The sequence below is a fragment of the Okeania hirsuta genome, from assembly GCF_003838195.1.
Lineage (GTDB): Bacteria > Cyanobacteriota > Cyanobacteriia > Cyanobacteriales > Microcoleaceae > Okeania > Okeania hirsuta.
The window spans coordinates 1-25,444 of the sequence record NZ_RCBY01000010.1; the positions used below are offsets into that span (position 1 = coordinate 1).

The following is a 25,444-nucleotide window of genomic DNA, read 5'->3' on the forward strand; positions in this document are numbered from 1 at the left end:
CCCCAAGTAATTTTGAACACCCCCGTTGACGGTGGGGGATTAAACCCACAAAGAAAATGATAATGATCATCATTTTTAGAGAAGGGGTTGGCACGTTGAGCTTACCAATCCCTTCTCCCCCAATTCAAGTTGATTTTTATCTCAATTGTTGATGGTAGCCATCACTCACATTTTATGGTAGAAAAAGTCGATCCACTTACATAAATAGACCGACCAAATGCAATTTTTATCAGTGATACTCAAGTCCAAACTTTAAAAATTTTAGTTTGGTGATTAACGGTATAGAAAACTGTCAAAATAGAAAGGCATTTCTGGTTGTTTTCCTTTACCAATCACATATGAAAGTTGTCGAAAACATATACAAAGATTTTTAACATTATTTTCTTTGAGCCTTCCATTGTTTTGGTTTCCGATGATCATGATGATTATTAGTCGAGAATTTGTTGATGGTAGTCAATTAATTTTAACTATAGATAGAAGACAATGGAAAAATCATCATATCTTCGTGATGGCCACTATCTACAAAAAAAGAGCATTACCTATTTACTGGCAAGTTTTGCTCCAAAAAGGCTCTACTAATTTAGCGGAGCAAAAGGCACTTATTCAACCAGTTTTACGGTGATTAAAAAAATATAAACTGGTGGTTATTGGAAACCGGGAATTTTGCCAACGCAAAGCTCCGCGTAGAGTTATATCACTGGCTAAAAGTGAGAGCTAGAACTCCAAAAATTAATTTGATCTTCCGACAAAAAACAAAATACTACCTATAGAAAAAAAGGGAGGCATCATTAGCTTTCGCTGTTTTCGATGGCGTTCTCCATCTTGTACAATTAATAAGTTTTCTCCAAGTTGAGGTTTGAATATTTCATTAGGAGCAGCTGGGGCATCAAGAATTTTGTTTTTAGGATTAAATAACTCTTGAATATCCTGGGGATGACTGACAACTAAAGTCTCTAAATTGCCAAAGGAATTGGTAAAAAAAGTTCTCCATAATTTTGGGCACAATTATCCAAAAACTCTAATAGTTTTAGGGTTGATTGGATTTGTTGGATAAATTTAGGAGTTTTAAGTTTATCAATTTGTTTTATTGTTATACTGCTTCATCAAACTGATACAAAACGTCACAATAGGAGCTAATTCTTAAACAGGTACTAGCTGATTTTGATAACGCTTTCCCTTAACCACCATCCGAACCCCATCTGCTGGAGCCATCAACAAACCACGACGCACTGCTTTAACAGGCTTTTCATCTGCTAATGCCAACTCCCAACTAGATAGTATGGTTGCTAATACCAATTTCATCTCAAACAAGGCAAAAGCCTGACCAATACAGCGACGGTTGCCACCGCCAAAAGGCAAATATTCATAAGGGGAAAATTGACGTTCTAGAAAACGCTCTGGTTTAAACTGCTTCGGTTGAGGATATAAATCTTCCCGATGATGAGTTAAATAAATACAGGGACTCAGAAAAGTTCCTGGTTGAAACTGATAACCCATAATTTCTAGGGGTGACTTCACCTGTCGTTGAAGTGCTAATATCGCTACTGGATAAATTCGCAGAGTTTCTTTGCACACAGCATCCAAATAGGGCAATTTTAAAATTTCCATCGGATCTGGTTTATCTCCGAGTGCATGAAGTTCTTGCAGCAGTTTATCTCGAATTTCTGGTTGACGGTGAATCCAGTAAAATGCCCATGCTAAAGCTGTTGCAGTAGTTTCGTGACCAGCTACTAACAGAGTAATTAACTCATCGCGCAATTCTAAATCTGTCATAGGTTGTCCCTCTTCATCCCGCGCTGCCATCATCAAAGACAAAATATCGGTGCGAGATGGATCGGGATTTTCCCTACGTTCAGCAATTTCAGCATAGATTAGTTTATCAATGTCTCGCTCATTCTGCATCAACCACCCCCAAGGACTTAACGGACCCCAATCTTTTTGTAGTGCAGGGAAAAATAATAAGATAGATCTGAAGATAGATTCTCTTCCCTCAAATCTAGTAGTTAACAATTGGTCCATTTCTTGTAAGCGTTGACCTTCTTCTAAACCAAATACAGCTTTTAAAATTACTTGAAATGAGATTCTTTGAGTAGAGGAACGAATGGAAAAAGTTTTGTTTGTTATCCATTGAGATGTAACTTGCTGAATGATTTCACGAATGAGCTCGCCGTAAGCTAGCATCCTTTGGCCATGAAATGGTGGTGTTAAAAGTTTCCGTTGTCGTCTGTGAGGAGCGCCTGAAAGTGCTAGAAGAGATTGTTCTCCTAAAAAAATCAACCTTGTCCCATTTCCGCCGGCATCTAATTTTTCTGGATCGGTGGCAAAAATTTCTTGAATTCCTTGGGGGTTACTGATGATTACCATTGACTGTTTACTCTCACCTAATAAAACAGGAAGGGTAAAGATATCACCATATTGTCTAGCATTACTTTCCAAGAATTCCAAGGGTTTGACTATTCTTTGCAGTTTATTCAGGAATGACAGATTTTTTGGGCCTTTAGGGAGTTGGGATGTGACCATTTTTTTTTCTGAGTTTGATTGCTACTCTACTAATATACTCTATCTATATTAGGACTTACCCATAGACACTATATTGACTGAGAGCGAATACGATTTGCGTTCCACAAAGCTCCGCTTTACATGTTGCGGAGCAAAACGCCCCTACATACGGTGTTTTCAAGGTTATTCTGTGTAAGTCCTGTATAAATTAGGACTTACGCACCTGCAACGTATTGTCGTCCTAAGCGACCGATAGGGTTTGGGGAGTATTCCGGAACAGAAAGCAATCTCAAACCCTGGTTTTTTGTACCTCATGCGTAAGTCCTGTATATCTGTATTTACGATCGCATTTTTACTACATTCATTAGACTTCCCCGGAAAAGATGGATTAGAGGGAAATAATTTATGATTTATCTACGATAATTGATTTTATTTTTTATTATTGGAGATGTTTATTATGTAGCTTCTAGCAAAGCCAGATTCTTAACTCCAAAATACACTAGATTGGGACTTACGCAAATACGCTATATATTACCTTGGAATAAAATAGGTTGAAGAAGGAGACAGGAGACAGGAGACAGAAGGAAAATTACATGGGGATTCGCTCCCCCAAGTAATTTTGAACACCCCCGTTGACGGTGGGGTATTAAACCCACAAAGAAAATGATAAACTATCAGGAAAAGTTATCAAATCTGACAAAAGCTTCCCTTACAAATTTTTAACTCTATAGATGTACTAATTTGTCTAGATTAACCGTAAATCTTTTCAGATTTGCCCACCCGACATTTTTGATATTCTCTTACTGTATAATCAAGATAATTATACTTAAATATTATCAAAATTATGCTAGAGATACTTCACAATTTATCATCAGATAAAAAATCAAAATAAAATTTCCTAGATAATTGATATAAATCATCGCACAAATATCAAAAATTTTAACTCCCTCATGTCTGCTAAAGTCAAACTTACTATTATCCAAGGAAGTATGCTCGGCAAAGAATTTATCTTTGAAGAACGAACTACCTGTATTATCGGTCGTCATCGAGACTGTAGACCCAGACTACCTAGTGATGAACAACATCGTACAATTTCTCGTTATCATTGTCTACTTGATATTAATCCTCCAGATATACGAGTGCGTGATTTTGCTAGTAAAAATGGTACTTATGTTAATGGTAAAAAAATTGGGCAACGTCAATCTGAGCATATTCCTGAAACAACAAAAAAAAATAATTTTCCTGAATATGAATTACAATCAGGAGACCAAATTCAATTAGGAAATACTATTTTTCAGGTTAGTCTTGAAGAAGAAACAGAAATGCCTCCAGAAATGCTTGATCAACCAAGAACTTGGCAAGCAAAAACAGTTGAATTATCAACTTTACGACCAAGTTTAGGTGATTCTACTATAACTACAATTCCTGGTTATACGACACTTAATTTATTAGGAAAAGGTGGCTGTGGAGAAGTTTATTTAGCTAAAAATAATCATACTCAAGAATTAATAGCTTTAAAAACAATGTTGCCAGAAATCATAAATAATCCTAATGCTATAAATCGTTTTTTGAGAGAAATAGAAAATACTAAAGCTTTAAATCATCCGAATGTTGTTAAATTGAAAGATTATCATTATAGCGATCGCCTATTTTTTTTTACTTTAGAATATTGTAATGGTGGTAGTATTTGGAACTTGATGCAGAGTCATGGTTATCAGTTATCTGTTGAAGTGGCAGTGCCGATTATTTTACAGGCTTTAGATGGTTTAGAATATGCCCATAATGCAGAAATTCCTTATGTAAAAAAGGCAGATGGTAGTTTGAGTATTGGGCGAGGTTTGGTTCACCGCGATATTAAACCAGCTAATATTTTTCTGAGTAATGTAGATAATTCAACAGTAGTAAAAATAGCAGATTATGGATTAGCAAAAGCTTTTGATTTAGCAGGTTTAAGCGGGCAGACAATTACGGGAAATAAAGGTGGTACTTTTCCATTTATGCCCAGGCAACAAATGATTGATTTTAAATATGTAAAACCAGAAGTAGATGTTTGGGCAATGGCAGCAACTTTATACAATATGTTAACTGGTGTATATCCTCGTGATTTTGTTGGTAAAGACCCAATTTTAACTGTATTGCAAACTAAACCTGTGCCAATTAGACAAAGAAATATTTCTATTCCTAAATCTTTAGCAGAGGTAATTGATTTAGCATTAATTGATCAACCAGAAATTTATTTTAAAACAGCTCAAGAATTTAAACAGGCATTGTTAAATAGCGATCGGTATTTTCCGTAACGGAATGATCTGCAAACAGCACTCAGCTTTCAGCACGCTAATCAAAAGCTTAAAATTCAGACAACGCTAGATATTCCTTCTTCCTTCTTCTGCCGATCTCTGACTTCACGTCACAACCAAAATCCTGTAAGGGCGAATGGCCATTCGCCCCTACTTTGTTCTACCGAAATGATACTAATTTAATTAGTTTGAAGATTTTTTCCAAGGTGATTGATAATATATCTGAGAACCTTTGTCTGAGACAAAATGACAAGCTAAATAAGAGTTGATAAAACTCTTCCATACAGGTTCGCTTGAATACCGATAATACTCACCCAAAAGAGGTTTTATTGCCTCCGTAGCTGTCTTTAAATGATAGTGTGGCATACTCAGAAAAATGTGATGAGCTACATGAGTACCAATATCGTGATGAATAGAATTGATAAAACCATAGTCGCGGTCAATACTAGACAATGCACCTTTCAGGAAGTACCAGTCATCTCCACGATACCAGGGAATATCTGCTTCAGTGTGGTGTAAGTAGGTGACTAAATCTAGCCAGACGACAAATATTACATAAGGAACTAGGTAATATTTTACTAAAAATACCCAACCAAACTGATAGGTGAGCCATCCCAGAAAACCTACCATTAACATCCAGAGTGCTGAACTTGTTAAGACATCCCACTTTTCAGAAGGACGAAATAATGGACTGTTGGGCAGAAAATGAGAGCCAGCACGATTAGGCGATCGCCTAAATAAATAGAGTGGATAAGCTAATAATGGCAGGTAAAAGCGAAATAGCTTTTCATACCAAGGCATCATATTATACTTACTTTCAGAAACAGGATACCAACTTTCATCAGTATCAAGATTTCCAGTATTGGCATGGTGAGTTCTATGACTAATGCGCCAACCGTGGTAAGGCACGAGAATGGGAGTGTGAGACAAATGCCCAATGAGGTTATTAAACCATTTATATTTGGAGAAAGAGCCATGACCGCAGTCGTGTCCCACTACAAATAAAGCCCAAAACATAGTTCCTTGCATTAACCAGAAGATGGGAAAAAAGAACCATGAATCCAGATTATAGGCGATTGCATACAGACCAGCAATAATGCCAATATCAAGAAAAAAGTAGCTCAGAGACTTCCAGAGAGAAGGCTCAAAACAGTGTGGAGGAATAGCTGCTTTCACTTCTTGAAGAGTAAAAGGTAACTCTATTTTTGAGGGAGTTAAGTTTGTCTTAGTTGCTTGATCGAGAACAGTGTTTGATTGCACTAAATTTTCAACTTTGTGTAATATGTCTGATATTTCATCCTCACAAGTCACATTTTGCAGATTTAGCTTCCATCAACTACCCCTAACTCTTCTGAACTAACAGAGAGAAAAGGGGTATAAATTTATGGAACTTTCACTGCATTAGGACGAATCTCATCAGCTATAGAACAAAAGCTAGTGAGAGATGAAACGACCATTATTATATATTATCTAGGGGTAATTTTTGACAAAAATTTTATATTTCTAGTGCAGGATGGCAGATTATTAAGATAGTAGGGGAGCGGGGGGTTCTTGAGGACACGGAGAGGGGGAGACAGGGAGACGCGGAGATAGAGTGTCACCGACACGCCGTGTCCCCGTGTCCGGTGTGTCTCCGTTTCCTCATAGGGAGTAGGGGAGTAGGGAAAATAGAAAGATTTACTGTTGAAGCACTCATGATAAGTTTTTTCCAGAGCGCTCTTATCTGCACATGATATAACCAGTTACAAAATCCTAAAAGCCTTAACAATCAAGACTTTCAAGACTTTCAAGACTTTCAAAAAATTTTATTTTTAATTTTTTATTTACCAAAAAATTGTGGTTTAAAGCCTCCCCTTTTAAGGGGATAATAAATAAAAATTGCCCTTTGAATCAATCCTCTCCTTGAAAAGAAGAGGTAATTCTAAATTCTTAATTCTAAATTCTAAATTCTTGAAGCGTAGCGGCACTAGGCTAAAAATAGCTTGTAGGCTGGGTTTTGGCTTTCATCCCAATAGCGATAACCAAAATTATGGACAAAACTTTGCCATTCGGCCATCTCATCAGGAGGGACTTGCATTCCGACCACAATGCGTCCATAATCTGACCCATTATTACGGTAGTGGAAAAGACTAATATTCCAGTTGGGACTCATGGAGGCGACAAATTTCATTAATGCTCCTGGCCGTTCGGGGAACTCAAAACGGTAAAGTAATTCGTGGTGGGCGAGGGGAGAACGACCCCCAACCAAATGGCGCAGGTGTAGTTTTGTCAGTTCGTCGTCAGTTAAGTCTAGGGTTTTCAAGCCTTGATTTTCAAAAGTTTCTACTATTTTGGCTGCATCAGCGCGGTTTTCTATTTGTACTCCTACAAAAATGTGTGCTTCTTTTTCCTCAGCAATGCGATAGTTGAACTCAGTAATATTACGTTTGCCCAGACAGTCACAAAATCTACGGAGACTACCTGGAGTTTCGGGAATAGTAACGGCAAATATGGCTTCGCGACGTTCCCCAAATTCTGCTCTTTCAGCCACAAAACGGAGGCGGTCAAAATTCATATTGGCACCACAGGCAACGGCGATCAGGGTTTCATCTTGAATTTTTTCTCGCTCAACATAAGCTTTTGCACCAGCGATCGCCAATGCGCCAGCAGGTTCGACAATGGAGCGAGTATCTTCAAATACATCTTTGATAGCTGCACAAGTATCATCTGTTTCGACGAGAATAATATCATCTACATATTGCTGACATAGACGAAGTGTTTCTTCTCCTACTTCTCGCACTGCAACACCATCGGCAAATAATCCTACTTGAGGTAAGCGGACTCGGTGTCCAGCTTTGAGAGACTGCGACATAGCATCAGCATCAGCAGGTTCAACGCCAATAATTTTGATTTCCGGACGCAACCGTTTAACATAAGCAGCAATACCAGAAATTAAACCCCCACCACCAATGGCAACAAAAATAGCGTGAATGGGTTTTTGATATTGGCGGAGAATTTCCATACCAATTGTTCCTTGTCCGGCGATGACGTAGGGGTCGTCAAAGGGGTGAATAAAAGTTAAACCTTTTTCTGCTTCCAGTTGATGGGCGTAACTAGAAGCTTCATCATAGGTTTCGCCATACAAAATAACTTCCCCTCCTCTAGCTTTGACAGCATTAACTTTTAGTTGAGGGGTAGTGACAGGCATGACTATGATGGCGCGAGTACCGAGGCGACCTGCAGCTAGGGCAACTCCTTGAGCGTGATTTCCAGCGGACGCTGCGATGACTCCCTGGGAGAGAATTTCTGGAGGCAGTTGAGCCATTTTATTGTAAGCTCCGCGTAATTTGAAGGAGAAGACTGACTGCATATCTTCTCGTTTGAGTAGGAGGTTGTTTTGGAGGCGTTTTGAAAGGTTGGGAGCGGTTTCAAGTGGTGATTCTTGGGCTACGTCGTAGACGCGGGCAGTGAGAATTTGTACTAGATAGTCACAATACATAGGTTTTATTTGGTTAGTAAATGCTTGATTATTGGGAAAGGCAGAGGCCAGGAGGCAGAAGGCAGAAGGGTATAAAACCATTTCTCAAAAACTTTTCTACACTTTGTTGAGCAGGGGACTCACCCCTAACCCCTCCGGTGGAGGGTAGGGCTGTTTCATTCTCGATAGACACAGGGACACGGAGACAGGTCAACACCGGGATGGAGGCTTTTAAGCGCCATTGAACCCAATATCCTCTCAGAGCTTAAAGACGCTTATTGGCGCTCAAAATCGGCAAATTTTGGCAAATTTCACTGTTCCACTATCCCCTCATCTCCTGTTCTCCCGCTCATCCTTAATCTACAATACTTTAAAACAGCCCTGCCTCCCAGGAGGGGAAATAGGTAGTTGCATGCAACGTCCGTACAGGGAGAAGCAAACATAAGAATAATTAACATTAACGCAAGCTTAAATTAGCAAAAAAGTGATTTTGTTTGTACCGATCAGTTGACAACTGAAGTACTGCCCAAGTATAACAATAATGCATGGGAATTGGTATAAAATCCTATCCAGTTGTTCCTTCTACCCTTTGCTCTGAGCATGGCTGCCTTCGCTCATCTTATCATTACCTACTAGACCGACACATCTAATTTTATGCATTAGATTATTGGGGCGGGGGCGGGTTTACTTAGTCGTAGGTGACACCATTAACTTAACGCGGAACCCGCCCCTACTATTGCACCATTTTAGGCGTGTCAGTCCACTACAGGACTTATATCATGTTAATTCTTCCAGTTTTTGATATTTTTTTATACCTCCGGTATCGCACAAAATCTCAAAAAAAGCGATCGTTCTGCCTGCTATTGGAGAAAGTGACAGAGTGATAGTTTTTCTTGAAAATAGGAAACCGAGATTTCGGTTGATCTCATCGGGTTATATCATGTCCGGATAAGAGCGTGATCAAAACCTTTTCCCTTCTAACCTTTTCTTTCCTTCTGCCTCCTGCCTCCTGCCTTCTGCCTTACCTCCTCCAAAGTGTTAAGTATTCAACCGGACATGATATTACTGAGCCACAAGAGCGCGATCGCTCTTAGACAATATGCTTGGCGTTTATTTCATATTCCATTGATCTAGCCAAAGATTCTTAAGTTTTTCAATTGTGCTTTCCTTGTCTCTCACTATCTTTTTCCAGCCTGCTCGGATCGCGTCCTTTTCCTTCTTTGTTAGTTTCCATGAGAGTGGTGGCTCGTATTCACCTTCTGCGCTATAAAATGATTGTTTTGCTTTTAGATCTGGAGTAACTTCTTGCTCTGCAGTCTTTAGTCCTAGTTTTGCTTCCTCAGTAATAGAAGGGAAGAAGATGGGGAAATATTCAATTTCTACGTTTCCATCATTCTGTTTTGCGCTCTCCCATTCCTGCAACAATTCTACCTCAGTTAAATTGCGGGAAGTAAGAATTGGCCTGCGAACCTTGAATAAGCCTAGCAACGGACCAATAGTTGCCATAAACAAACCTCGCTTCTTTTCCTTTTTAGGTTGCTCATTAGGTTTGGTTTCAGGAAAAGGATTGATTTGTAAGATCAGAATTCTTTTTATTTCTGGGGTAGTTTCTTCACCTTTTTGGGTAGGTTTTTCACGAAGAAGCTCCTCAAGCCATTCTAATGCTGTCACAAAACCAGAATTGTCGAAATAGCCACCATCAGCGACGTGATAATTTTCTATCTTGCGATCTTTACCATCAGCGACGCGGTCGTCGGCTCGACAAATGGGAGATATGTAAGGGAACGTGGCAGAAAGTCTTGCACCTGTGACAACATCAATATCTTTTCCTGGATAAAGACTATTAAAGTCGAAGAATTTTTTCTGAGAGTTGTTGGGAAATTTCGCTGGTGTAACTAGCAACCGCCAGCCATTGTCAACCAGAGTTGCATTCAATACAGGGAGCGGAATATTACCTTCTTCAACTTCCCCTCGCCAGTCGGCTAAGGTTTTTGGAGACTCTGGGGTTTTCATACGTCCTTGCCAGTCCTTCTCGATCGCAATACCTCGATCTCTGACTTTGGGAGTGAGAATGTCTGGTAGGAACGGGAGGAAAATCACGCGCCACAAGTCAGGATAGGCTAATCCCCAACCTACTGCATCTAAACTGTTTGCGGTAGCGCCCTCAAATATTTTTTCTGATTCTGAAGTCGGTGGAAAACCTTTATATGTAAAGCGATCCAGATAATACATTGCACCTACTGAGCCACCAGAAACGGAACTAATTAATCCAATTGCTTTAGTAAATGATTCCCCTAACTCTTCTTGCAAGCCAGTCAATACTTGAGCCGTCCATCCAGCGGCTTGAATTCCACCTCCACTAGCACAGACAACAACTACAGTTTGTTTTGCAAGAGGCTCTTCTAGATCTTGTTTGTCCAGACGCTTTTGTAATAAGGCCGTCAAATTTTTTTGCTCTTCTGGCTGTTCTGGAGCATCCTTTAATGTAAAATAGTGATCGACATTCAAAAGCCTATAGAGCGCTACAGCAATCAGCACCCAGAAGAACAAGACAGAAATACGCGAGTAATCGAAGAAGAAGGTAAGACTGCCCAACAAAAGCACCGATACGGAAATTAACAACATTACATATAAAAGTGCTGGCGGTTCTTGTATCTTCTTATCGGGGGGCAACGAACTTGGCATAAAAAGCTTAAATGCGATTATATAGATAACAACAAGAACGATGAAGAAAACAATAGCGTCAAAATGATTGTTGTTTAAAATACCATTATCGATATAGCCTGCTGCTTTGGAAGAGTGTTGGGTCAAAAAGGAAATTGCTTTCACCAAAACCTTATTAATACCGGGAATTTTATCGACCGAGAGAAAGTTTTGAATCAGTTTGAAAAGAAACAAAAAGATAACGCCAAATGACACCCCCAAAAACAATCCAGACCATCTTTTGTTATTATCCATTTCTTCCTGGGATAATTCAAATACTGTCAGGGTCGTCGGTAATGCCAGGGCGATCGCTAACACATAATACCAAACTTTAGAAGAAGAAACTCCAGGCAGTTCCGGAACCCCAAAACGAGCTGGCGCACCACCAAGGATTATTGCAACGACAAAGGTTACGGCTGTTCCCGCCACAGTTGCACCCAAAATTGTCAACGCAATTTGACCAGCGCCACGCAGGACAAAAAGATTCTTGAGCATAGATTTCAGGGCACCTGTTGCGAGGAAAGGGAGCGCAATAAGCAATACACCCATGAGCAGAGGTATGCGTAGAAAAAAGACATACTGCCAAAAGGCGCTAGGCAGTAGCAGCCATCCCGTAACTACTACCCCTACAAGCACCAGCCATAAAATAATTTTTTGAAGCACGATATTGCTTTCCTCCTAGAACGTTTAACTCAGCAAGACTTTACATTCACTGGACTTACGCTTTCAAGTCGGTTCTAAAGCTAAATGTAGTTTCCGGTGCGCGGTGCGGCACCATATACGTCTATTATACTACAATTTATTCTCTTCTTCCTTCTTCTTTCTTCCTTCTTTCTTCTTCCTTCCTGACTCCTCAAAATTTACTATCCCAGTAATTTTTGCTCTAATTGTAGCAACTTTTCAATTCGCGCCTCTGTGGATGGGTGAGTAGAAAATAAATTAGCCATGAATTTACCGGAAAATCCATTCATAATTAGTAATGGCTCAAAAGCTGGGTTACCATTCAATGGCATTTGTCTAGCATTTTGGTCTAACCTCTGCAAAGCTTGAGCAAGGGCGCGGGGGTTGCCAGTTAAATCGCCAGCACCTGCATCAGCAGCAAATTCACGAGTCCGGGAAATTGCCATTTGTACAACACTAGCAGCAACCGGAGCTAACATGATCGTCAATAACATCACAATTGGGTTAGATCGGTTGTCGCGGGAACCCCCACCAAACCACATAGAATAACTAGCTATTTGAGTTAACCAAGATATCCCACCTGCAACGGTTGCTGCTACTGCTTGGGTGAGAGTATCGCGATTTTTGATATGACTGAGTTCGTGGGCAATTACTCCTTCAAGTTCGTCCTCTGGTAAAATTCTCATAATACCTTCGGTAACTGCTACTGCTGCGTGATGGGGGTCTCGACCTGTGGCAAAAGCATTAGCTGCGGCAGTGGGAATGATATAAACTGCTGGCATGGGTAGACGTGCGCGATCGCACAATTTTTCTACCATATTATAGAGTCCTGGTGCTTCTGCTTGATTTACTGGTCTGGCATTATAAGCTGCTAGAGCTATTTTGTCTGAGAAAAACCAGGAACCCAAGTTCATTACTGCTGCTAATACTAACCCCACTGTAGCACCTGTTAGGCCACCGATTAACCAATAACTAACTGCTACTAATAAACCGCTAAGTATTCCTAATAAAGCCACAGTTTTTACTATGTTCATAAAGGTTGCCTCCTGTTAAGGCCAATGGTTTCTATATTTTATTCTCAGGTGGCGATCGCTCTTTTATGATATTTTTTTCATTGTAGCTTTTACGATTGGTTTACTTATGGTCGGAAATCATGACAAAAGGTTCGGTTTTTGTGAAATTTTATAGCTATTAATACTCAGCTCGTCTCTCTTTAAATACCCACAAATAACATTTATTAGGCAGCAGTAGGGACGGGTAGTGCTCAATATGTAATGGTAGAGGAGTTTCGACTTAGTTAACAATTTGCGCAATTTATTGACATAATACGCTAGTTCTCACAGGCAAGTAGTAACGAGGGTGACGCTTTGTATCTTCTGCACTAATCCCTGCTATTCGCATTTCTGGGGTGTCTATCTATATAGACGTAGACCTATCCTGAAATCTCGCTCCCTACGCTAAAACGGCGTAGTAAGGGTTTGAGGACTTTTTTAGTTATGTTAATTGACAAAGACTTAAATGTAAGTATAGAGTGTAGAGATGGGGTTGGCTTGACCGTTAATGCCTGTGGATGAGTAACCGCCGACGGCCTCAGTAGAAGCAGGAAGTAAACATCAATTTGTTACGTTATGTGACGCTTTGTATCAGTTTTATGAAGCAGTAAAAGTTACTGTTGTCCATCCATGCCTACCTGTCCAAAGTGTGCATCTTCAAAAACTGTCAAAAATGGCCATATCTATAATGATAACCAGCGGTTTTTGTGCTGCGAATGTGGACGACAATTTGTGGAAAACCTTACCTAGAAACTGATTGACCAACCTACTCGCGAGCTGATTGACCAACTGTTATCAGAAAGGATTTCACTGGCTGGCATTGCACGCGAGTGTCCAAGTTTCGGACCAATGGCTACAAGCTGGCTGTCAACCAGAAATATGCACAAGTGCCCAGAAAGCTTAAGGTTCAGCCAAAAAAAAAGGAGAAGCTCACAATTAAATGTGATGAATTATGGTCATTTGTGGACAACAAAGGTAATCAGCAGTGGGTCTGGTTAGCGATGGAAGTAGAAGCTCGTGAAATTTTGGTGTTGATATCAGCTCACGGGATGAAGAAGCAGCTAGACATTTGTGGCAGTCCTTACCTGGGGTTGATCGTCAATGTGCCTTTGCGGAGCGTTGCTCTAGCGGTATCGCATACACTGATTTTTGGGCTGCAAGAGCGTGGTGTTTTACCCAGTAAACGACATCAAGCGGTGGGAAAAAAAACAGGGAAGACTTCTGACATTGAACGATTCAATAATACCTTAAGACAAAGGGTATCCAGGTTAGTACGAAAAACTTTGTCCTTCTCCAAATAAGATTGAAAATCACATTGGCGCTATTTGGTATTTGATCCATCACTATAATCAATCATTACTTGTTTAGCACTACCAGAGGGGCTTTAGATTCCTCAAAAACCCACAATTTTTTGCCGATAGTTTTTTTGTGGAAAAACCGCAAAGAGTCGAAACAATATTATTTATCATGTCACTGTGTTTATTAGTATATAATCTCGGCCAAAGAGAGTTGATAAATACTTGAAAAAGTACCAGTAATCTCCTCAAAAATCAGTTAGAAAATATGACAACTACTCCCACATTAAGATGGATATTTCAATGCTTTCAAGGAGTTCATTTGTTAACCATAAATCAACGCCAACAAGTAGTTAATCTCACAGAGGAACGGAGTTGAATTTTACAGTTTTTACCCTCCCCTTGCCAAAGATAAGATATTATCAGTGATGCGCTTCGGGTGTGCAATGATGTTCCGCACCCTCCGGGACATGATCGCACTACCTGAATTGAGAAAACTGATTGATGCTCTCGATGGGAGTATAGTTGCTCCTGTATTTTCTACTGATGATCAGAACTTTCTGGTTGCTCAACAATACTTTAACCCTCACTTTTTTGATGTTTTATACAATTAGGAGTTGGCTGAAATTCCGAACGCGATTCATGTTTTTTTGTAATACATTATGAAGTGCGGAATGTGGGTTATAATATCAAATCCGTTTAATTGGACATAAAAAAAATCTTCAATCGTCATAACTACGCTCATCTTTGTAATTCTTTCTTCTCCTGACTCCTGAGGACTGACTTCCCCTCCTGGGAGGGGCGGGGGTGGGTTGACTCCTCCTAACTTAACCATTCTATGGTTGTTTAACCGGATTTAATATAAGTATTCAACCGAACATGATATAGAACCCCCGATCGTATCTTTGCACGGGGTATGTGCTTTTGGCTGCCGTCCTCAGAACTTAGTTCTGGTGAAGTCAGGAGATTCAGGAACGAGAATAGGGCAAAAAGCGGATGGGACCCCGCGTCCTTCGGGTATTTCTTTCCTCCGGAGGAGGAGCTACGCTAACAGAAACGCTTTGCCTAGGGCAGTTGCTTCAATTCGGCGGGGCGCCTATTGGGTGGTGGCAGGTTCTGCCCACAGTACCTTGGGAACCCTAAGGAAGGGCGTACTGCACTCACCGCCCTTCGGGGTACCAGGTAGGGCGCTAAGCAGGTAGAAAAATGCTTCCATTTCCCTATTTCCCCATCTCCCCATCTCCCCATCTCCCTATTTCCCCATCTCTTTTTAAATAGATCTCAAATGGGTTCTATAAGTCCTATGTCTATCAAGTCTATGCAAGAAAATGAACGCCACTGATATCACTGCTATTCAATTCACTAAAAAATTCTTCAAATGTACCTGATGTTGAAATACCCAGGGTATTTGGGTTAAAGATAAATACATCTTCGTCTTGACCCGATACATCAGTTACAGAAAAGCTACCGGTTGTGGACAGAAGTAGTTGCTCTCCATTAATACCAATAGCATCAATGTCTTCACTATGCCCGGTAAGATCTACATCACTACCGTCGAATTCAATAGACCAAGCTCCAGTATCAGGATTGAAACGTAGTATATCTTCATCTTTACCGCTAATTCCTGAGACATTAAAGCTCCCTCGAGTGGAAATTAGAAGGTCTTTAGTAAGAGGATCGACACTCAGACCATCAATATCTTCACCACCTTCAGTTAAGCCAACATCTGAACCATCGAAGTATAGCTCGAAAGAACCGCTACTGTTGTCTCCAGATGATGTGGGAGTAAACTTAACAATGTCAGAGTCATCTACTTGGATGCCATTTATATTTTTAGGTCTCTCAAAAGAAAACAGAATTTCATTATCGTCAATCACTTCAAAAGCATCAATCCTAAAACCTTTAAGACCAACATCTGAACCATCGAAGAATTTACTGAAACTCTGGTCAGTTAGATTATACTCAACGATGTCTTCTCGTCTGAAACTAACTCCACCTAGAGTTTGGTTGTTTTTTAGGCTAAACAGTAAAGATTCAGTTTCGGGAGTTGGTGGTTGAGGTTCGGGAGTTGGTGGTTGAGGTTCGGGAGTTGGTGGAGGATGAGGTGTTAGCGGTGCGGGTGGTAAGGTTGGCGTTGGAGGTAGATTGGTGGTTGAGGTTCGGGAGTTGGTGGTTGAGGTTCGGGTTGATGGAGGATGAGGTTCGGGTTGATGGAGGATGAGGTGTTAGCGGTGCGGGTGGTAAGGTTGGCGTTGGAGGTAGGTTGGTGGTTGAGGTTCGGGAGTTGGTGGTTGAGGTTCGGGAGTTGGTGGTTGAGGTTCGGGAGTTGGTGGTTGAGGTTCGGGAGTTGGTGGTTGAGGTTCGGGAGTTGGTGGTTGAGGTTCGGGAGTTGGTGGTTGAGGTTCGGGAGCTGGTGGCTGAGGTTCCTGTACTTCATAAGCACCGATATCTACCGTACCATTGACAATGCGATCGAATTCCTGCCCCCGTTGGTCGAACGTTAATCCTGTTGCACCTCCGTTATCCCCGGCATCAATAGCAATACTATCAGAGAGTAAGGCGTGGGTTTCAGTAGAACCACCGTTATTTTGTAGGGGACCCAAACCAGGATCGCCTGATAAAAATGGATTATAATGGCCGTCTTCAATCAAATTATTGACGTTAGTGTCGATCTTGCTAGTCTTCAGCACGGCATCGCGACCAGTGCTGTTGGCAATGATGGTATTGGTGAGGTTTGTCCTCCCTTCACTAAATAAACCACCTCCACGTCCATCAGCAGAATTACCATAAATGGTAGAATTGGTAATTGTTGCGATACCAGAACTACTGAAAATACCTCCACCATCAGCGCTATTACCCGCAGTACTGTTATAAGAAATAGTAGAGTTAGCAACGGTTAAATTGCCATTTTTACTGTAAACTCCGCCACCATCTGTTCGATCTAGGCCAACTGCTGAATTACCTGAGACAGTTGAATTGGTAATTTCTAGATCGCCATTACGGCTAAAAATACCGCCCCCATCAGCAGATCCGAACTCACTGGTCATTAATGTCGAATTATTAGCGATGGTTGAGTTTGCGATTGTCGTATTACCATGGCGGTTATAAATACCACCACCGCTACCCAGGGCAGTTCCTTCAAGAGTATTGCCAGAGATAGTCGAATTAGTAACCGTTATGTCACTATACCAACCATAAATCCCACCACCGTCACTCAGACCACCAGTGACTTTATTACCGGAAATAGTGCTATCAACAACGTTGAGCTGACCATTGCGGATGGATACACCACCACCGTCAGGGTCGTCACCAAAATCATTTTGAAATTCGGGGTTTCCGTCGGCTAATTGTCCCTTGACTTCATTATTAATAATATCTGTGTTGACGATTTTCAAATAACCACCATAACTATTGATTCCACCACCATCAATAGATCTGCCTATGTCGTATTGCCCCTCAATGCCAGTTGAGGTATTGCCGGAGATGATACTGTCTTGAACGGTCAGATTCTCGGAGGTGAAAATTCCACCACCACCACCTATTGGATTGCCTCCAGTAATGGTTAAGCCATCTATGAATACATCAATCAGATCGTTATTGCCGTTATCGATATTGAAGACCCGGAAGCCATTCTGTTGTGCATCCACTGTCAGCAGATTTGCACCTAATCCATTGATGGTGAGAGGATTGGTGATCGATAATTCTCCACTGGTCAGTCCGATGGTCATTCCTGTGAGGGAACTATCAAAGGTAATGGTATCGGCATCCGGCGTAGCATTTGCCATCGCAATAGCATCCCGCAGACTGCCATTACCCGCATCCATGGTGTTGGTTACATTAAAAGTTGCCATAAGATTAGTAGAATTTCCTGTTTATTTTGCCTAACTTGATCTTGATTTAGGGCTTTGTTGGATCAAAACACCATCAGCTTAATCTACAATGCTTTTATTAATAATAAAACCTTGTATGACACAGCAAGAGGTTCGGGATATTCATGGAACAAAGCTTGGAATTTACTATAACATAAACATTATTACTTTTGAGTGATTTTTTAGTGGCTTTACATAATCTTCATAATCCCTTTACACAATCTTCATAATACATAGATTTTTATCCACAAAAAACGGTTAAACAAAGCATTATTTTTTTTGCTAAGGCTACAAATTTTTACTCCTAAAAAATAGCACAGATATTTGTGCTACTGAAACTCAAATAAATTCAACTATTATCATTTTCTTTGTGGGTTTAATACCCCACCGTCAACGGGGGTGTTCACGCATTACTTGGGGGAGCGAATCCCCATGTAATTTTCCTCCTGTCTCCTGTCTCCTGTCTCCTGTCTCCTTCTTCAATACCATCATTTAAACATTTATTTACCAAACCATAACTTATCTATAGAAAGATAGCAATCAGAAATAATTTGTCAAAAATCTAAGGATATATAAAAAATCTGAAACTTTTACCTCTATTCCCTGTTCCCTGTTAAGAGTTCCCTAAATTCAAAGATATTTTTACCCGCAACTGAAATAGGATTGCTATCACAAACAAAGTCAAAAAAATTACTATCTTATTTCTATCACTTCATCCTGTGAAAAAATTGAACTTTACCACCAATTTAACTAGATTAATAAAAGTATCTAACTATACTAACTATTTATTAAAAAAGTATACTTTACAAAGGTTCAAGACTACCTTACAATCAATATTAATTTGAACAAATATCAAAATATACCTTAATTAACTATGTCCAAAAACAAAAAGAATGCGACAGAAAGTGCAGAAACTAAGGCAGAAAAAAATTTTAGCGATCCACAATACTACTTTAATAGAGAATTTAGTTGGTTAGAGTTTAACCGTAGAGTTTTATCTGAAGGTTTAGACCCCCGTACTCCCTTATTAGAGCGTTTAAAGTTTTTAGGAATTTTTAGTTCTAATTTAGATGAATACTTCATGGTCAGAGTAGCAATTCTGAAAAAACAAATAGAAGCTGAAGTAAATAAATTAACTCCAGACGGTCGTACCCCCCAAAAACAACTTGATGGGATTAATCAAAGACTATTGCCAATGGTTTCTTTACAACATCAATTCTTTGAGAAAACTTTACGACCAGAGTTAGTAAAAAATGGCATTCATATCCTCAATTATATAGACCTCAATCAAAAACAAAAAACATACTTACAAAACTATTTTGAAGAACATATATTTCCTGTACTAACACCTTTAGCTATTGATGCTAGTCACCCTTTTCCATATCTATCTAATCTCAGTTTAAACTTAGCAGTAATGCTGAAAAATCCAGAAACTCAGGAAGATTTATTAGCCAGAATCAAAGTTCCCAAAATATTACCTCGGTTTTTACCCTTGCCAGAAAAACTACAGGTGCAAGAAAAGAATGAAACTGTACATTGGATGGGAGTGACTCTCGAACAAGTCATTGCTCATAACTTGGGTGCTCTGTTTCCTGGTATGGATATCCAGGAATATCATCTATTTCGGGTTACTCGTGATGCCGATCTATCAGTGCAAGAAGATGAAGGTGATGACTTGCTATTGGTAATTGAAAAAGAACTGCAAAAACGCCGTATTGGTGGTACCGTAGTGAGAATGGAAATTAATTCAACAATGCCTAGTACATTAAAAAAGATATTAATGGAAAAGTTGGAGCTATCAGAAAAGGATGTATACACAGTAGATGGATTACTTGATTTAAAAGATTTGATGTCATTCATGGGGTTACCATTACCACAACTCAAAGATCCAAATTGGGCATCTACTATCCCATCACGGTTGCGAAATCATGGCGATCGCATAGCAACTTCTGACCAGAATAAGAATAATGGCATAGACTTTTTTGCAGTCATTCGCCAGAAAGATGTATTGGTACATCATCCATATCACTCTTTTGCAAGTACGGTACAAAGTTTCATTACTCAAGCTGCCCACGATCCTAATGTGTTGGCAATTAAGATGACTCTCTACCGTACTTCTGGAGATTCACCTATTATCAATGCTTTAATTGCTGGAGCAGAAAATGGCAAACAAGTAGCAGCATTGGTGGAATTGAAAGCAAGATTTGATGAAGAAAATAATATTCAGTGGGCGCGGAAGTTAGAACAATCTGGCGTTCACGTTGTTTATGGTTTAGCAGGTCTGAAGACTCATACGAAAATTGTGATGGTGGTGCGTCAGGAAGAAGGTCATATCCGTCGCTATGTTCATATTGGCACTGGTAACTATAATCCCAAAACAGCTAAATTTTATACTGATTTAGGTTTATTTAGCAGTCGCCCAGAGTTAGGAGCAGATTTAACAGATTTGTTTAATTTCTTGACAGGATATTCGCGCCAGCAGTCTTATCGGAAATTGTTGATAGCTCCTGTAAATATGCGCGATCGCTTTATTAAGCTCATTAATCGTGAAATTGAGAATTGCCAAAAAGGAAAAACAGGTCGCATTGTTGCTAAGATGAATTCTTTGGTGGACTCGAAAATAATTGCTAAGTTATACGAAGCTTCTCAAGCAGGGGTGAAAATTGATTTGATTGTTCGAGGTATTTGCTGTCTGCGTCCTGGTTTAGAGAGTGTAAGTGAAAATATTAAGGTAGTAAGTATTATTGGGCGTTATTTAGAACATTCTCGTATTTTCTACTTTTATAATAATGCTCAAGAGGAGGTATATATTGGTTCTGCGGACTGGATGCCTCGTAATCTTGACCGTCGGGTAGAAGCTATTACTCCTATTGAAGATCCTGACTTAACGAAAGAGCTGCAAGAGATTATGGGTATTCTGTTATCTGACAACCGTCAAGCTTGGGATTTACAATCAGATGGTCAGTATATTCAGCGTCGCCCTGTTGATAATTCTCCAGAATTGGGTTCTCATAAAATTTTGATGGAAACATCAATCAATAATTAGATATAGGCACTAGACATCTCCTCCAAAAGAGGGAGTAGGCAGCTTTGCTGTAGGCAGTAGGGAACCCACCCCTCGCCCCTCCCCCTCCCAGGAGGGGAAAGAATTGATATATCTAGTGTGAGAATTGATTTGATTTTTGATTTTTACCAGATGTCTACTAGACTAAATTAAACTAGAAGATAGTATTTTGGTTTAAACTGTGAAAGTAAGTTTTAATTTTGGGCGTTGCTGATTCTAGGTATGATTTGATAATTTTGTCTTTTGTATTTTTTATTTTGGATAGTTTGAACTACTTGTTAATATTAACTTTTCCCTATTAATATCAAATCCGTTTAATTGGACATAAAAAAAATCTTCAATCGTCATAACTACGCTCATCTTTGTAATTCTTTCTTCTCCTGACTCCTGAGGACTGACTCCTGAGGACTCCTAACTTAACCATTCTATGGTTGTTTAACCGGATTTTATATAACTTTTCCCTATTCCCTATTCCCTATAAACTTACTTTCATACCTTAATTCAGCAATGCCTAATTTTGATATATTACTAAAGGAAAAGCAGGTGCAAATTGAAAAATTAAATTAGTGCTGAATCCACAATATTCAGAGGATGATTAACTCAGAAAATTTAGAAGAATCTGATGATCCGAGTCAGGGGAAATATTTTTCCCACTGTTCCCTCTTCCCTGCTGTTCTTACAGAAGAACAGTAATATCATGTCTGGATAATTAGTAGACCTCTGGTGAAAAAGATATAGATTTTTTGCAGGAGTAGGCAACAGGCAAAAGATAAGATTTTTTTAAGATATTTTTACGAAAAAGGCACGAAAAATGATTTTTTAGGGTGAATTTTTCGTATCCAAAACCTGCTCTAATTAAAAGGTTTATTTATTTTCCATCAGATGTCTAGTGATAAAAAAAACTTTCTCCTCCTCTTTCTTCCCTCCTGACTCCTGAGGAGGTCCACCTGATTCCTCCGTCGTTTATTTATAACTGTTCAACCGGACATGATATAAGTAGCTAATTAACTCGAAATTTAGGGGCGAAAAGTTGTTCGCCCCTGCTCAGATTAATTAATTGTTGTGGGTATTATTTTAGATAAATGTGATTAATTTATCGGCGTCGTCTAGATCCAAAACCACCACCGCGACGAGAGGGAGATAACCCACCACTACCAAAACTACGACGTTGTTGGCGAGGTTTTGCTTGATTGGAACGACGCAAGTCACTAGCACTAGCACCGCTTCCTGTGGAACGATTGAGATTTTGCTGCTGTCTGCGAGTGTTGTTACTTCTAGTTGAATTAGTTACACCTGTAGCACGCAATGTTTGACGATTTTTAACTGCTGCTGGTGGAGCTTGATAACGTTCTTGATATCGGTTAACAGCTTGGTCATAGCTATTACCATACCCACCATAACCAGTCATTACTCCACCTGGTTGATAAACTGGCGGTACATAATATTGAGGTCTGAACAACATATTACTAATTGCTCCACCAACTACCTGACCTGCTATTGCTCCAGCAAAAGGTGTCCAGAAGTTAGACTCCCGACGCACAATTATTGTTTCTTGTCTACCTGTTTCGGGATTTGTTTGAGTTTCAGTTACGTTATGTACATATTCAATTTTAAAGTCTGGTTTAATGTGTAAACTAGCTTGGTTGCCATTAATCTCAGCATAGTTAGTTTTGCCTTCCTGAATTTCTTCCTCAGTCAAACTTGCCATTTGCAAATCTGTCGTACTATACATCGGTGGTTTACCTGACGGAGTATTCAGCAACATTAATGTATACTCACCGTTAGCATCATTATAAGTTGCCTGTTGTACAGGATATTGCCCCTGGGTTACTTGGTTTCGGTTTTGCTTAATGGGGTTGGAGGGAATATTGGGATTTGAGTTTTGATCTGAAGTTGTGTTTGAACTGCCACAAGCGACTGTTGTCCAACACAATGTTAAACACATAAACAATACCGTCAATTTACGCAACATATTTTACGATCGCTCCTAAATAATCTAATTTTGAGTGAGTGTTACTTATTATTATACCTTTATTTTACCTTTGAGAGGGGAATAAAGAAGTCAGAAGTCAGAAGTTAACCCACCCCTAACCCCTCCTGGGAGGGGAAGTAGGGGATGCGTGAGCAACCCTCCAAAAACCCGATCGCCTTAAAAGGCGAGGTTGCGCGACCAAATTATTTTGATCAACCGAACTATCTTAAGTTTTACCGAGAAATTGTAGTCTCAAGTCTCCCCTTTTAAGGGGATAAAAAAAAGAAAATTCCGTATTTTCGTAGCCTCCTTATTGGAGAGGTACTGTTAGCGTAGCTCCTCCGGAGGAGGCTAACTGATAACTGAAATAACCTACAGGGGAATCAATTCAGGAAAATTGAGTAATAGTTGTTCATTGTCTAACTCATCCCCTAAACGTGCTGGAGAAAAATGTATTTGAATACCTCGCAGTTTTTCTTGATAATGCAGATTAATTAAGGCTTTTAATGCTACAGTCATTGCATTCATGCTAGCAAGATCGGCTTCAATATCTGGCACTTCTCCCTGAAAAGCAACTGTGAGCATTACTACTAAATTACCAGTAGGTGATAAAGTTAGAGGTTGGTCATCTGCCTCATAATCTTCATTGTCCCCAGAACTTAGGTAACGAGAGGCTGAGTCTGTAAAGAGTTCGTCAAAGAAATCTCCTGCTTCTCCTTCATCCCAGATCACATCTCCCTCATTAGAAGCAGACTGCCAATAGGTATCATACTGTAGGAGACTCTGACAGACTTCAACCAGTCTTTCTCCTGCTACTTCCAAGTTACCTTCTGATGCAACTATCTCCCTCACAGCTCGATTCAAAACACCCAATAAAGGCGTTACCTCTGAACCCGCTAAGTGAACAAATAAACGAGAGACAACAAATCGAGTTTTACCTGTAAATTTCTTGAAACTATCTTGCCAAGAACTCATAATTTACCTTCAAAAAAATCAAAAGTCAAAATTAAAAAGTCAAAAGTAATAAACGTTAATTATATCATGTTTGGATAATCAGTTATGATTAAAATTTAGTGGTTATATCAAATCTCATTAATTAGCCATAATAAAAATGTTTTTCTCTCTCATGCGTTGTTAGGAACGATAGGTTAATCTCCCTATAGAAAATTAATCAAGCAATGGCTAAAGTAGCGAGTGTTTGACAACAAGCAATTCCACCCACCTCTCTAGCTTCCCTCCTGGGGAATGGGGGTGGGCACACCTCAAGGAGGGGAAATAAGTCCCCTAAAGTCCAAACGTCACATTACACGGTATGGAAGAAAGACTTATGGAATTTGCCAAATCTATAGACATGAAAAAACTGAAAGGATTGAAAACGCTGATTAAACCATCCTCCAAAAGTATCAGAACTCATTATCGAAAATTAGCAGAAAATCGAAAATTAGCAGAAATATGTTACCTTTATACATCTGCATCAGCTCAGTGTTTATAGATGAAACAGGTGTAATGCTTGGTTTAACAAGAACTCATGCCGGTTCAAACAAGGGAACTAGAGTATATGAAATGAAGCCATTTTATCGAGGTCAAAAAGTTACAGTAATTGGTGCAATAAGTGTTAAAGAAGTAGTAGGGTTAATGACAATAAATAATTCCATGGATAGCAAAGCATTCAAAGTATTTATTGAACATTTTTTACTGCCAGAGTCATGGCCAGTAGCAGTAGTAGTTATGGATAATTTACCCGCACATAAACTAGCATCAATTGAACATAGAATTGAATCTGTAGGAGCTAAAGTCATAAATTTATCTCCATACTAACCGGATTTTAATCCCATTGAATTATGGTGGTCACAATTAAAATCTTTTTTACGGAGCTTTTCTCCAACTACAGCAAAAATGGTTGATAGAATCATCTCTGTGGCAATTAAGTCAATGAATCCTCAACATTTAAAAAACTGGTTTGCCAAGTGTTGTTACTGTGCCTCATAACAACGGAAAGCGCTGTAAGAAGAAAGAGTAGTATAAGAGAAAGTTTTTTGTTAACTAATTTGATATCATACCTCAAATCACCAACACCGCTAAATTAAATCCGGTAATCAGAGGATGGGTAACTACTACTCAACTCTAGTCAGTAAGGAGACATTTAAAAAACTAATAAATTAAATCCGGTAATCAGAGGATGGGTAACTACTACTCAACTCTAGTCAGTAAGGAGACATTTAAAAAACTAAATAGTCTTCTTTGAAGCTAGAAGCTCGGTTTTTTCCATAACGTTATTAAACGGACATAATATTATCATTTTCTTTGTGGGTTTAATACCCCACCGTCAACGGGGGTGTTCAAAATTACTTGGGGGAGCGTAGACGCGGAGCGGCCCTTCGTTGACTATCCCCATGTAATTTTCCTCCTGTCTCCTGTCTCCTGTATCCTGTCTCCTTCTTCAAAAATACTGATGTCAGTAATATTAATAAATATGGCGATCTAATCTGAGAAAAACAATTTCAACCCCAGCAAGCAAATTATAGCGATCGCTACAGAGAAGGATTTGCTTTAGA

Annotated in this window: 19 protein-coding genes and 1 pseudogene; 10 read left to right on the top strand and 10 right to left on the bottom strand. The window is 39.5% G+C overall.

Annotated features, from left to right (window positions below):
- Positions 1–418: 418 nt before the first annotated feature.
- On the top strand, positions 419–622 hold the full coding sequence (locus D5R40_RS03015; RefSeq protein ID WP_124154213.1) for a hypothetical protein: 204 nt from the start codon (positions 419–421) through the stop codon (positions 620–622).
- 107 nt (positions 623–729) lie between these two features.
- On the opposite strand, the gene D5R40_RS03020 is transcribed toward D5R40_RS03015, so the two are convergent.
- Positions 730–1,005, bottom strand: a complete 276-nt coding sequence (locus D5R40_RS03020; RefSeq protein ID WP_124142826.1) for a cytochrome P450 — start codon at positions 1,003–1,005, stop codon at positions 730–732.
- 135 nt (positions 1,006–1,140) lie between these two features.
- On the bottom strand, positions 1,141–2,520 hold the full coding sequence (locus D5R40_RS03025; protein WP_124142825.1) for a cytochrome P450: 1,380 nt from the start codon (positions 2,518–2,520) through the stop codon (positions 1,141–1,143).
- Between the two features lie 929 nt (positions 2,521–3,449).
- Here D5R40_RS03025 and D5R40_RS03030 point away from each other — a divergent pair.
- Positions 3,450–4,796: a protein kinase domain-containing protein gene (locus D5R40_RS03030; RefSeq protein WP_124142911.1), complete on the top strand. Its 1,347-nt coding sequence runs from the start codon at positions 3,450–3,452 to the stop codon at positions 4,794–4,796.
- Between the two features lie 183 nt (positions 4,797–4,979).
- Here the strand turns inward: D5R40_RS03030 and D5R40_RS03035 are convergent, their stop codons facing one another.
- The 4 genes from D5R40_RS03035 to D5R40_RS03050 form a co-directional block, all read right to left on the bottom strand.
- Complete coding sequence (locus D5R40_RS03035; protein WP_124142910.1) at positions 4,980–6,056, bottom strand: DUF3474 domain-containing protein; 1,077 nt, start codon at positions 6,054–6,056, stop codon at positions 4,980–4,982.
- Positions 6,057–6,762: 706 nt separating this feature from the next.
- Positions 6,763–8,355, bottom strand: a complete 1,593-nt coding sequence (gene ilvA / locus D5R40_RS03040; protein ID WP_275670263.1) for a threonine ammonia-lyase, biosynthetic — start codon at positions 8,353–8,355, stop codon at positions 6,763–6,765.
- Positions 8,356–9,363: 1,008 nt separating this feature from the next.
- Entirely contained in the window at positions 9,364–11,619 is a 2,256-nt protein-coding gene (locus tag D5R40_RS03045) for a patatin-like phospholipase family protein (RefSeq protein WP_124154214.1), read from the bottom strand.
- 200 nt (positions 11,620–11,819) lie between these two features.
- A complete protein-coding gene (locus tag D5R40_RS03050) occupies positions 11,820–12,671 on the bottom strand; it encodes a zinc metalloprotease HtpX (protein ID WP_124146285.1) in 852 nt (283 codons plus the stop codon).
- 648 nt (positions 12,672–13,319) lie between these two features.
- Between D5R40_RS03050 and D5R40_RS43450 the strand changes: the two genes are divergently transcribed.
- The 4 genes and pseudogenes from D5R40_RS43450 to D5R40_RS03060 all read left to right on the top strand — a co-directional run bounded on the left by D5R40_RS43450 (position 13,320) and on the right by D5R40_RS03060 (position 14,598).
- Positions 13,320–13,439, top strand: coding sequence for an IS1/IS1595 family N-terminal zinc-binding domain-containing protein (locus D5R40_RS43450; protein WP_445974404.1), 120 nt, complete (start codon positions 13,320–13,322; stop codon positions 13,437–13,439).
- Positions 13,440–13,576: 137 nt separating this feature from the next.
- Entirely contained in the window at positions 13,577–13,990 is a 414-nt protein-coding gene (locus D5R40_RS34455; protein WP_161564300.1) for an IS1 family transposase, read from the top strand.
- 73 nt (positions 13,991–14,063) lie between these two features.
- A pseudogene (locus D5R40_RS39020) lies at positions 14,064–14,363 on the top strand (IS1634 family transposase); the annotation flags it as partial.
- A gap of 46 nt (positions 14,364–14,409) precedes the next feature.
- Positions 14,410–14,598 (top strand): hypothetical protein, encoded by a 189-nt coding sequence (locus D5R40_RS03060; protein ID WP_124142908.1) that lies wholly within the window; start codon positions 14,410–14,412, stop codon positions 14,596–14,598.
- Positions 14,599–15,300: 702 nt separating this feature from the next.
- On the opposite strand, the gene D5R40_RS03070 is transcribed toward D5R40_RS03060, so the two are convergent.
- Entirely contained in the window at positions 15,301–15,861 is a 561-nt protein-coding gene (locus D5R40_RS03070; RefSeq protein ID WP_124154215.1) for a hypothetical protein, read from the bottom strand.
- 194 nt (positions 15,862–16,055) lie between these two features.
- On the opposite strand from D5R40_RS03070, the gene D5R40_RS34460 reads away from it, so the two are divergent.
- Positions 16,056–16,205 (top strand): hypothetical protein, encoded by a 150-nt coding sequence (locus D5R40_RS34460; protein WP_161564915.1) that lies wholly within the window; start codon positions 16,056–16,058, stop codon positions 16,203–16,205.
- 4 nt (positions 16,206–16,209) lie between these two features.
- Here the strand turns inward: D5R40_RS34460 and D5R40_RS03075 are convergent, their stop codons facing one another.
- Positions 16,210–17,835 carry a choice-of-anchor Q domain-containing protein gene (locus D5R40_RS03075; RefSeq protein ID WP_124154216.1) on the bottom strand — a complete coding sequence of 542 codons (1,626 nt, stop codon included), beginning with the start codon at positions 17,833–17,835 and terminating at the stop codon, positions 16,210–16,212.
- A gap of 892 nt (positions 17,836–18,727) precedes the next feature.
- Between D5R40_RS03075 and ppk1 the strand changes: the two genes are divergently transcribed.
- A complete protein-coding gene (ppk1, locus tag D5R40_RS03080; protein WP_124142904.1) occupies positions 18,728–20,899 on the top strand; it encodes a polyphosphate kinase 1 in 2,172 nt (723 codons plus the stop codon).
- A gap of 1,111 nt (positions 20,900–22,010) precedes the next feature.
- Here ppk1 and D5R40_RS03085 read toward each other — a convergent pair.
- Both D5R40_RS03085 and D5R40_RS03090 read right to left on the bottom strand, forming a co-directional pair.
- Positions 22,011–22,889 carry a hypothetical protein gene (locus D5R40_RS03085; RefSeq protein ID WP_124142903.1) on the bottom strand — a complete coding sequence of 293 codons (879 nt, stop codon included), beginning with the start codon at positions 22,887–22,889 and terminating at the stop codon, positions 22,011–22,013.
- A gap of 372 nt (positions 22,890–23,261) precedes the next feature.
- The gene (locus D5R40_RS03090; protein ID WP_124142902.1) at positions 23,262–23,864 is read right to left on the bottom strand and encodes a DUF1517 domain-containing protein; all 603 of its coding nucleotides are present in this window, start codon (positions 23,862–23,864) and stop codon (positions 23,262–23,264) included.
- 352 nt (positions 23,865–24,216) lie between these two features.
- Here D5R40_RS03090 and D5R40_RS37310 point away from each other — a divergent pair, with 352 nt between their 5' ends.
- Together D5R40_RS37310 and D5R40_RS03095 are read left to right on the top strand one after the other, a co-directional pair.
- On the top strand, positions 24,217–24,381 hold the full coding sequence (locus D5R40_RS37310) for a hypothetical protein (protein ID WP_205127593.1): 165 nt from the start codon (positions 24,217–24,219) through the stop codon (positions 24,379–24,381).
- Between the two features lie 14 nt (positions 24,382–24,395).
- Complete coding sequence (locus D5R40_RS03095) at positions 24,396–24,707, top strand: transposase (RefSeq protein WP_161564916.1); 312 nt, start codon at positions 24,396–24,398, stop codon at positions 24,705–24,707.
- The last annotated feature ends 737 nt before the right edge of the window (positions 24,708–25,444 follow it).

Excerpts from the sequence above, each read along its gene's own strand:
- D5R40_RS03015 (WP_124154213.1), top strand. The coding sequence starts at position 419 with ATGATGATTATTAGTCGAGAATTTGTTGATGGTAGTCAATTAATTTTA.
- D5R40_RS03025 (WP_124142825.1), bottom strand. The coding sequence starts at position 2,520 with ATGGTCACATCCCAACTCCCTAAAGGCCCAAAAAATCTGTCATTCCTG.
- D5R40_RS03030 (WP_124142911.1), top strand. The coding sequence starts at position 3,450 with ATGTCTGCTAAAGTCAAACTTACTATTATCCAAGGAAGTATGCTCGGC.
- ilvA (WP_275670263.1), bottom strand. The coding sequence starts at position 8,355 with ATGGTTTTATACCCTTCTGCCTTCTGCCTCCTGGCCTCTGCCTTTCCC.
- D5R40_RS03050 (WP_124146285.1), bottom strand. The coding sequence starts at position 12,671 with ATGAACATAGTAAAAACTGTGGCTTTATTAGGAATACTTAGCGGTTTA.
- D5R40_RS43450 (WP_445974404.1), top strand. The coding sequence starts at position 13,320 with ATGCCTACCTGTCCAAAGTGTGCATCTTCAAAAACTGTCAAAAATGGC.
- D5R40_RS03075 (WP_124154216.1), bottom strand. The coding sequence starts at position 17,835 with ATGGCAACTTTTAATGTAACCAACACCATGGATGCGGGTAATGGCAGT.
- ppk1 (WP_124142904.1), top strand. The coding sequence starts at position 18,728 with ATGTCCAAAAACAAAAAGAATGCGACAGAAAGTGCAGAAACTAAGGCA.
- D5R40_RS03085 (WP_124142903.1), bottom strand. The coding sequence starts at position 22,889 with ATGTTGCGTAAATTGACGGTATTGTTTATGTGTTTAACATTGTGTTGG.
- D5R40_RS03090 (WP_124142902.1), bottom strand. The coding sequence starts at position 23,864 with ATGAGTTCTTGGCAAGATAGTTTCAAGAAATTTACAGGTAAAACTCGA.
- D5R40_RS37310 (WP_205127593.1), top strand. The coding sequence starts at position 24,217 with ATGGAATTTGCCAAATCTATAGACATGAAAAAACTGAAAGGATTGAAA.
- D5R40_RS03095 (WP_161564916.1), top strand. The coding sequence starts at position 24,396 with ATGCTTGGTTTAACAAGAACTCATGCCGGTTCAAACAAGGGAACTAGA.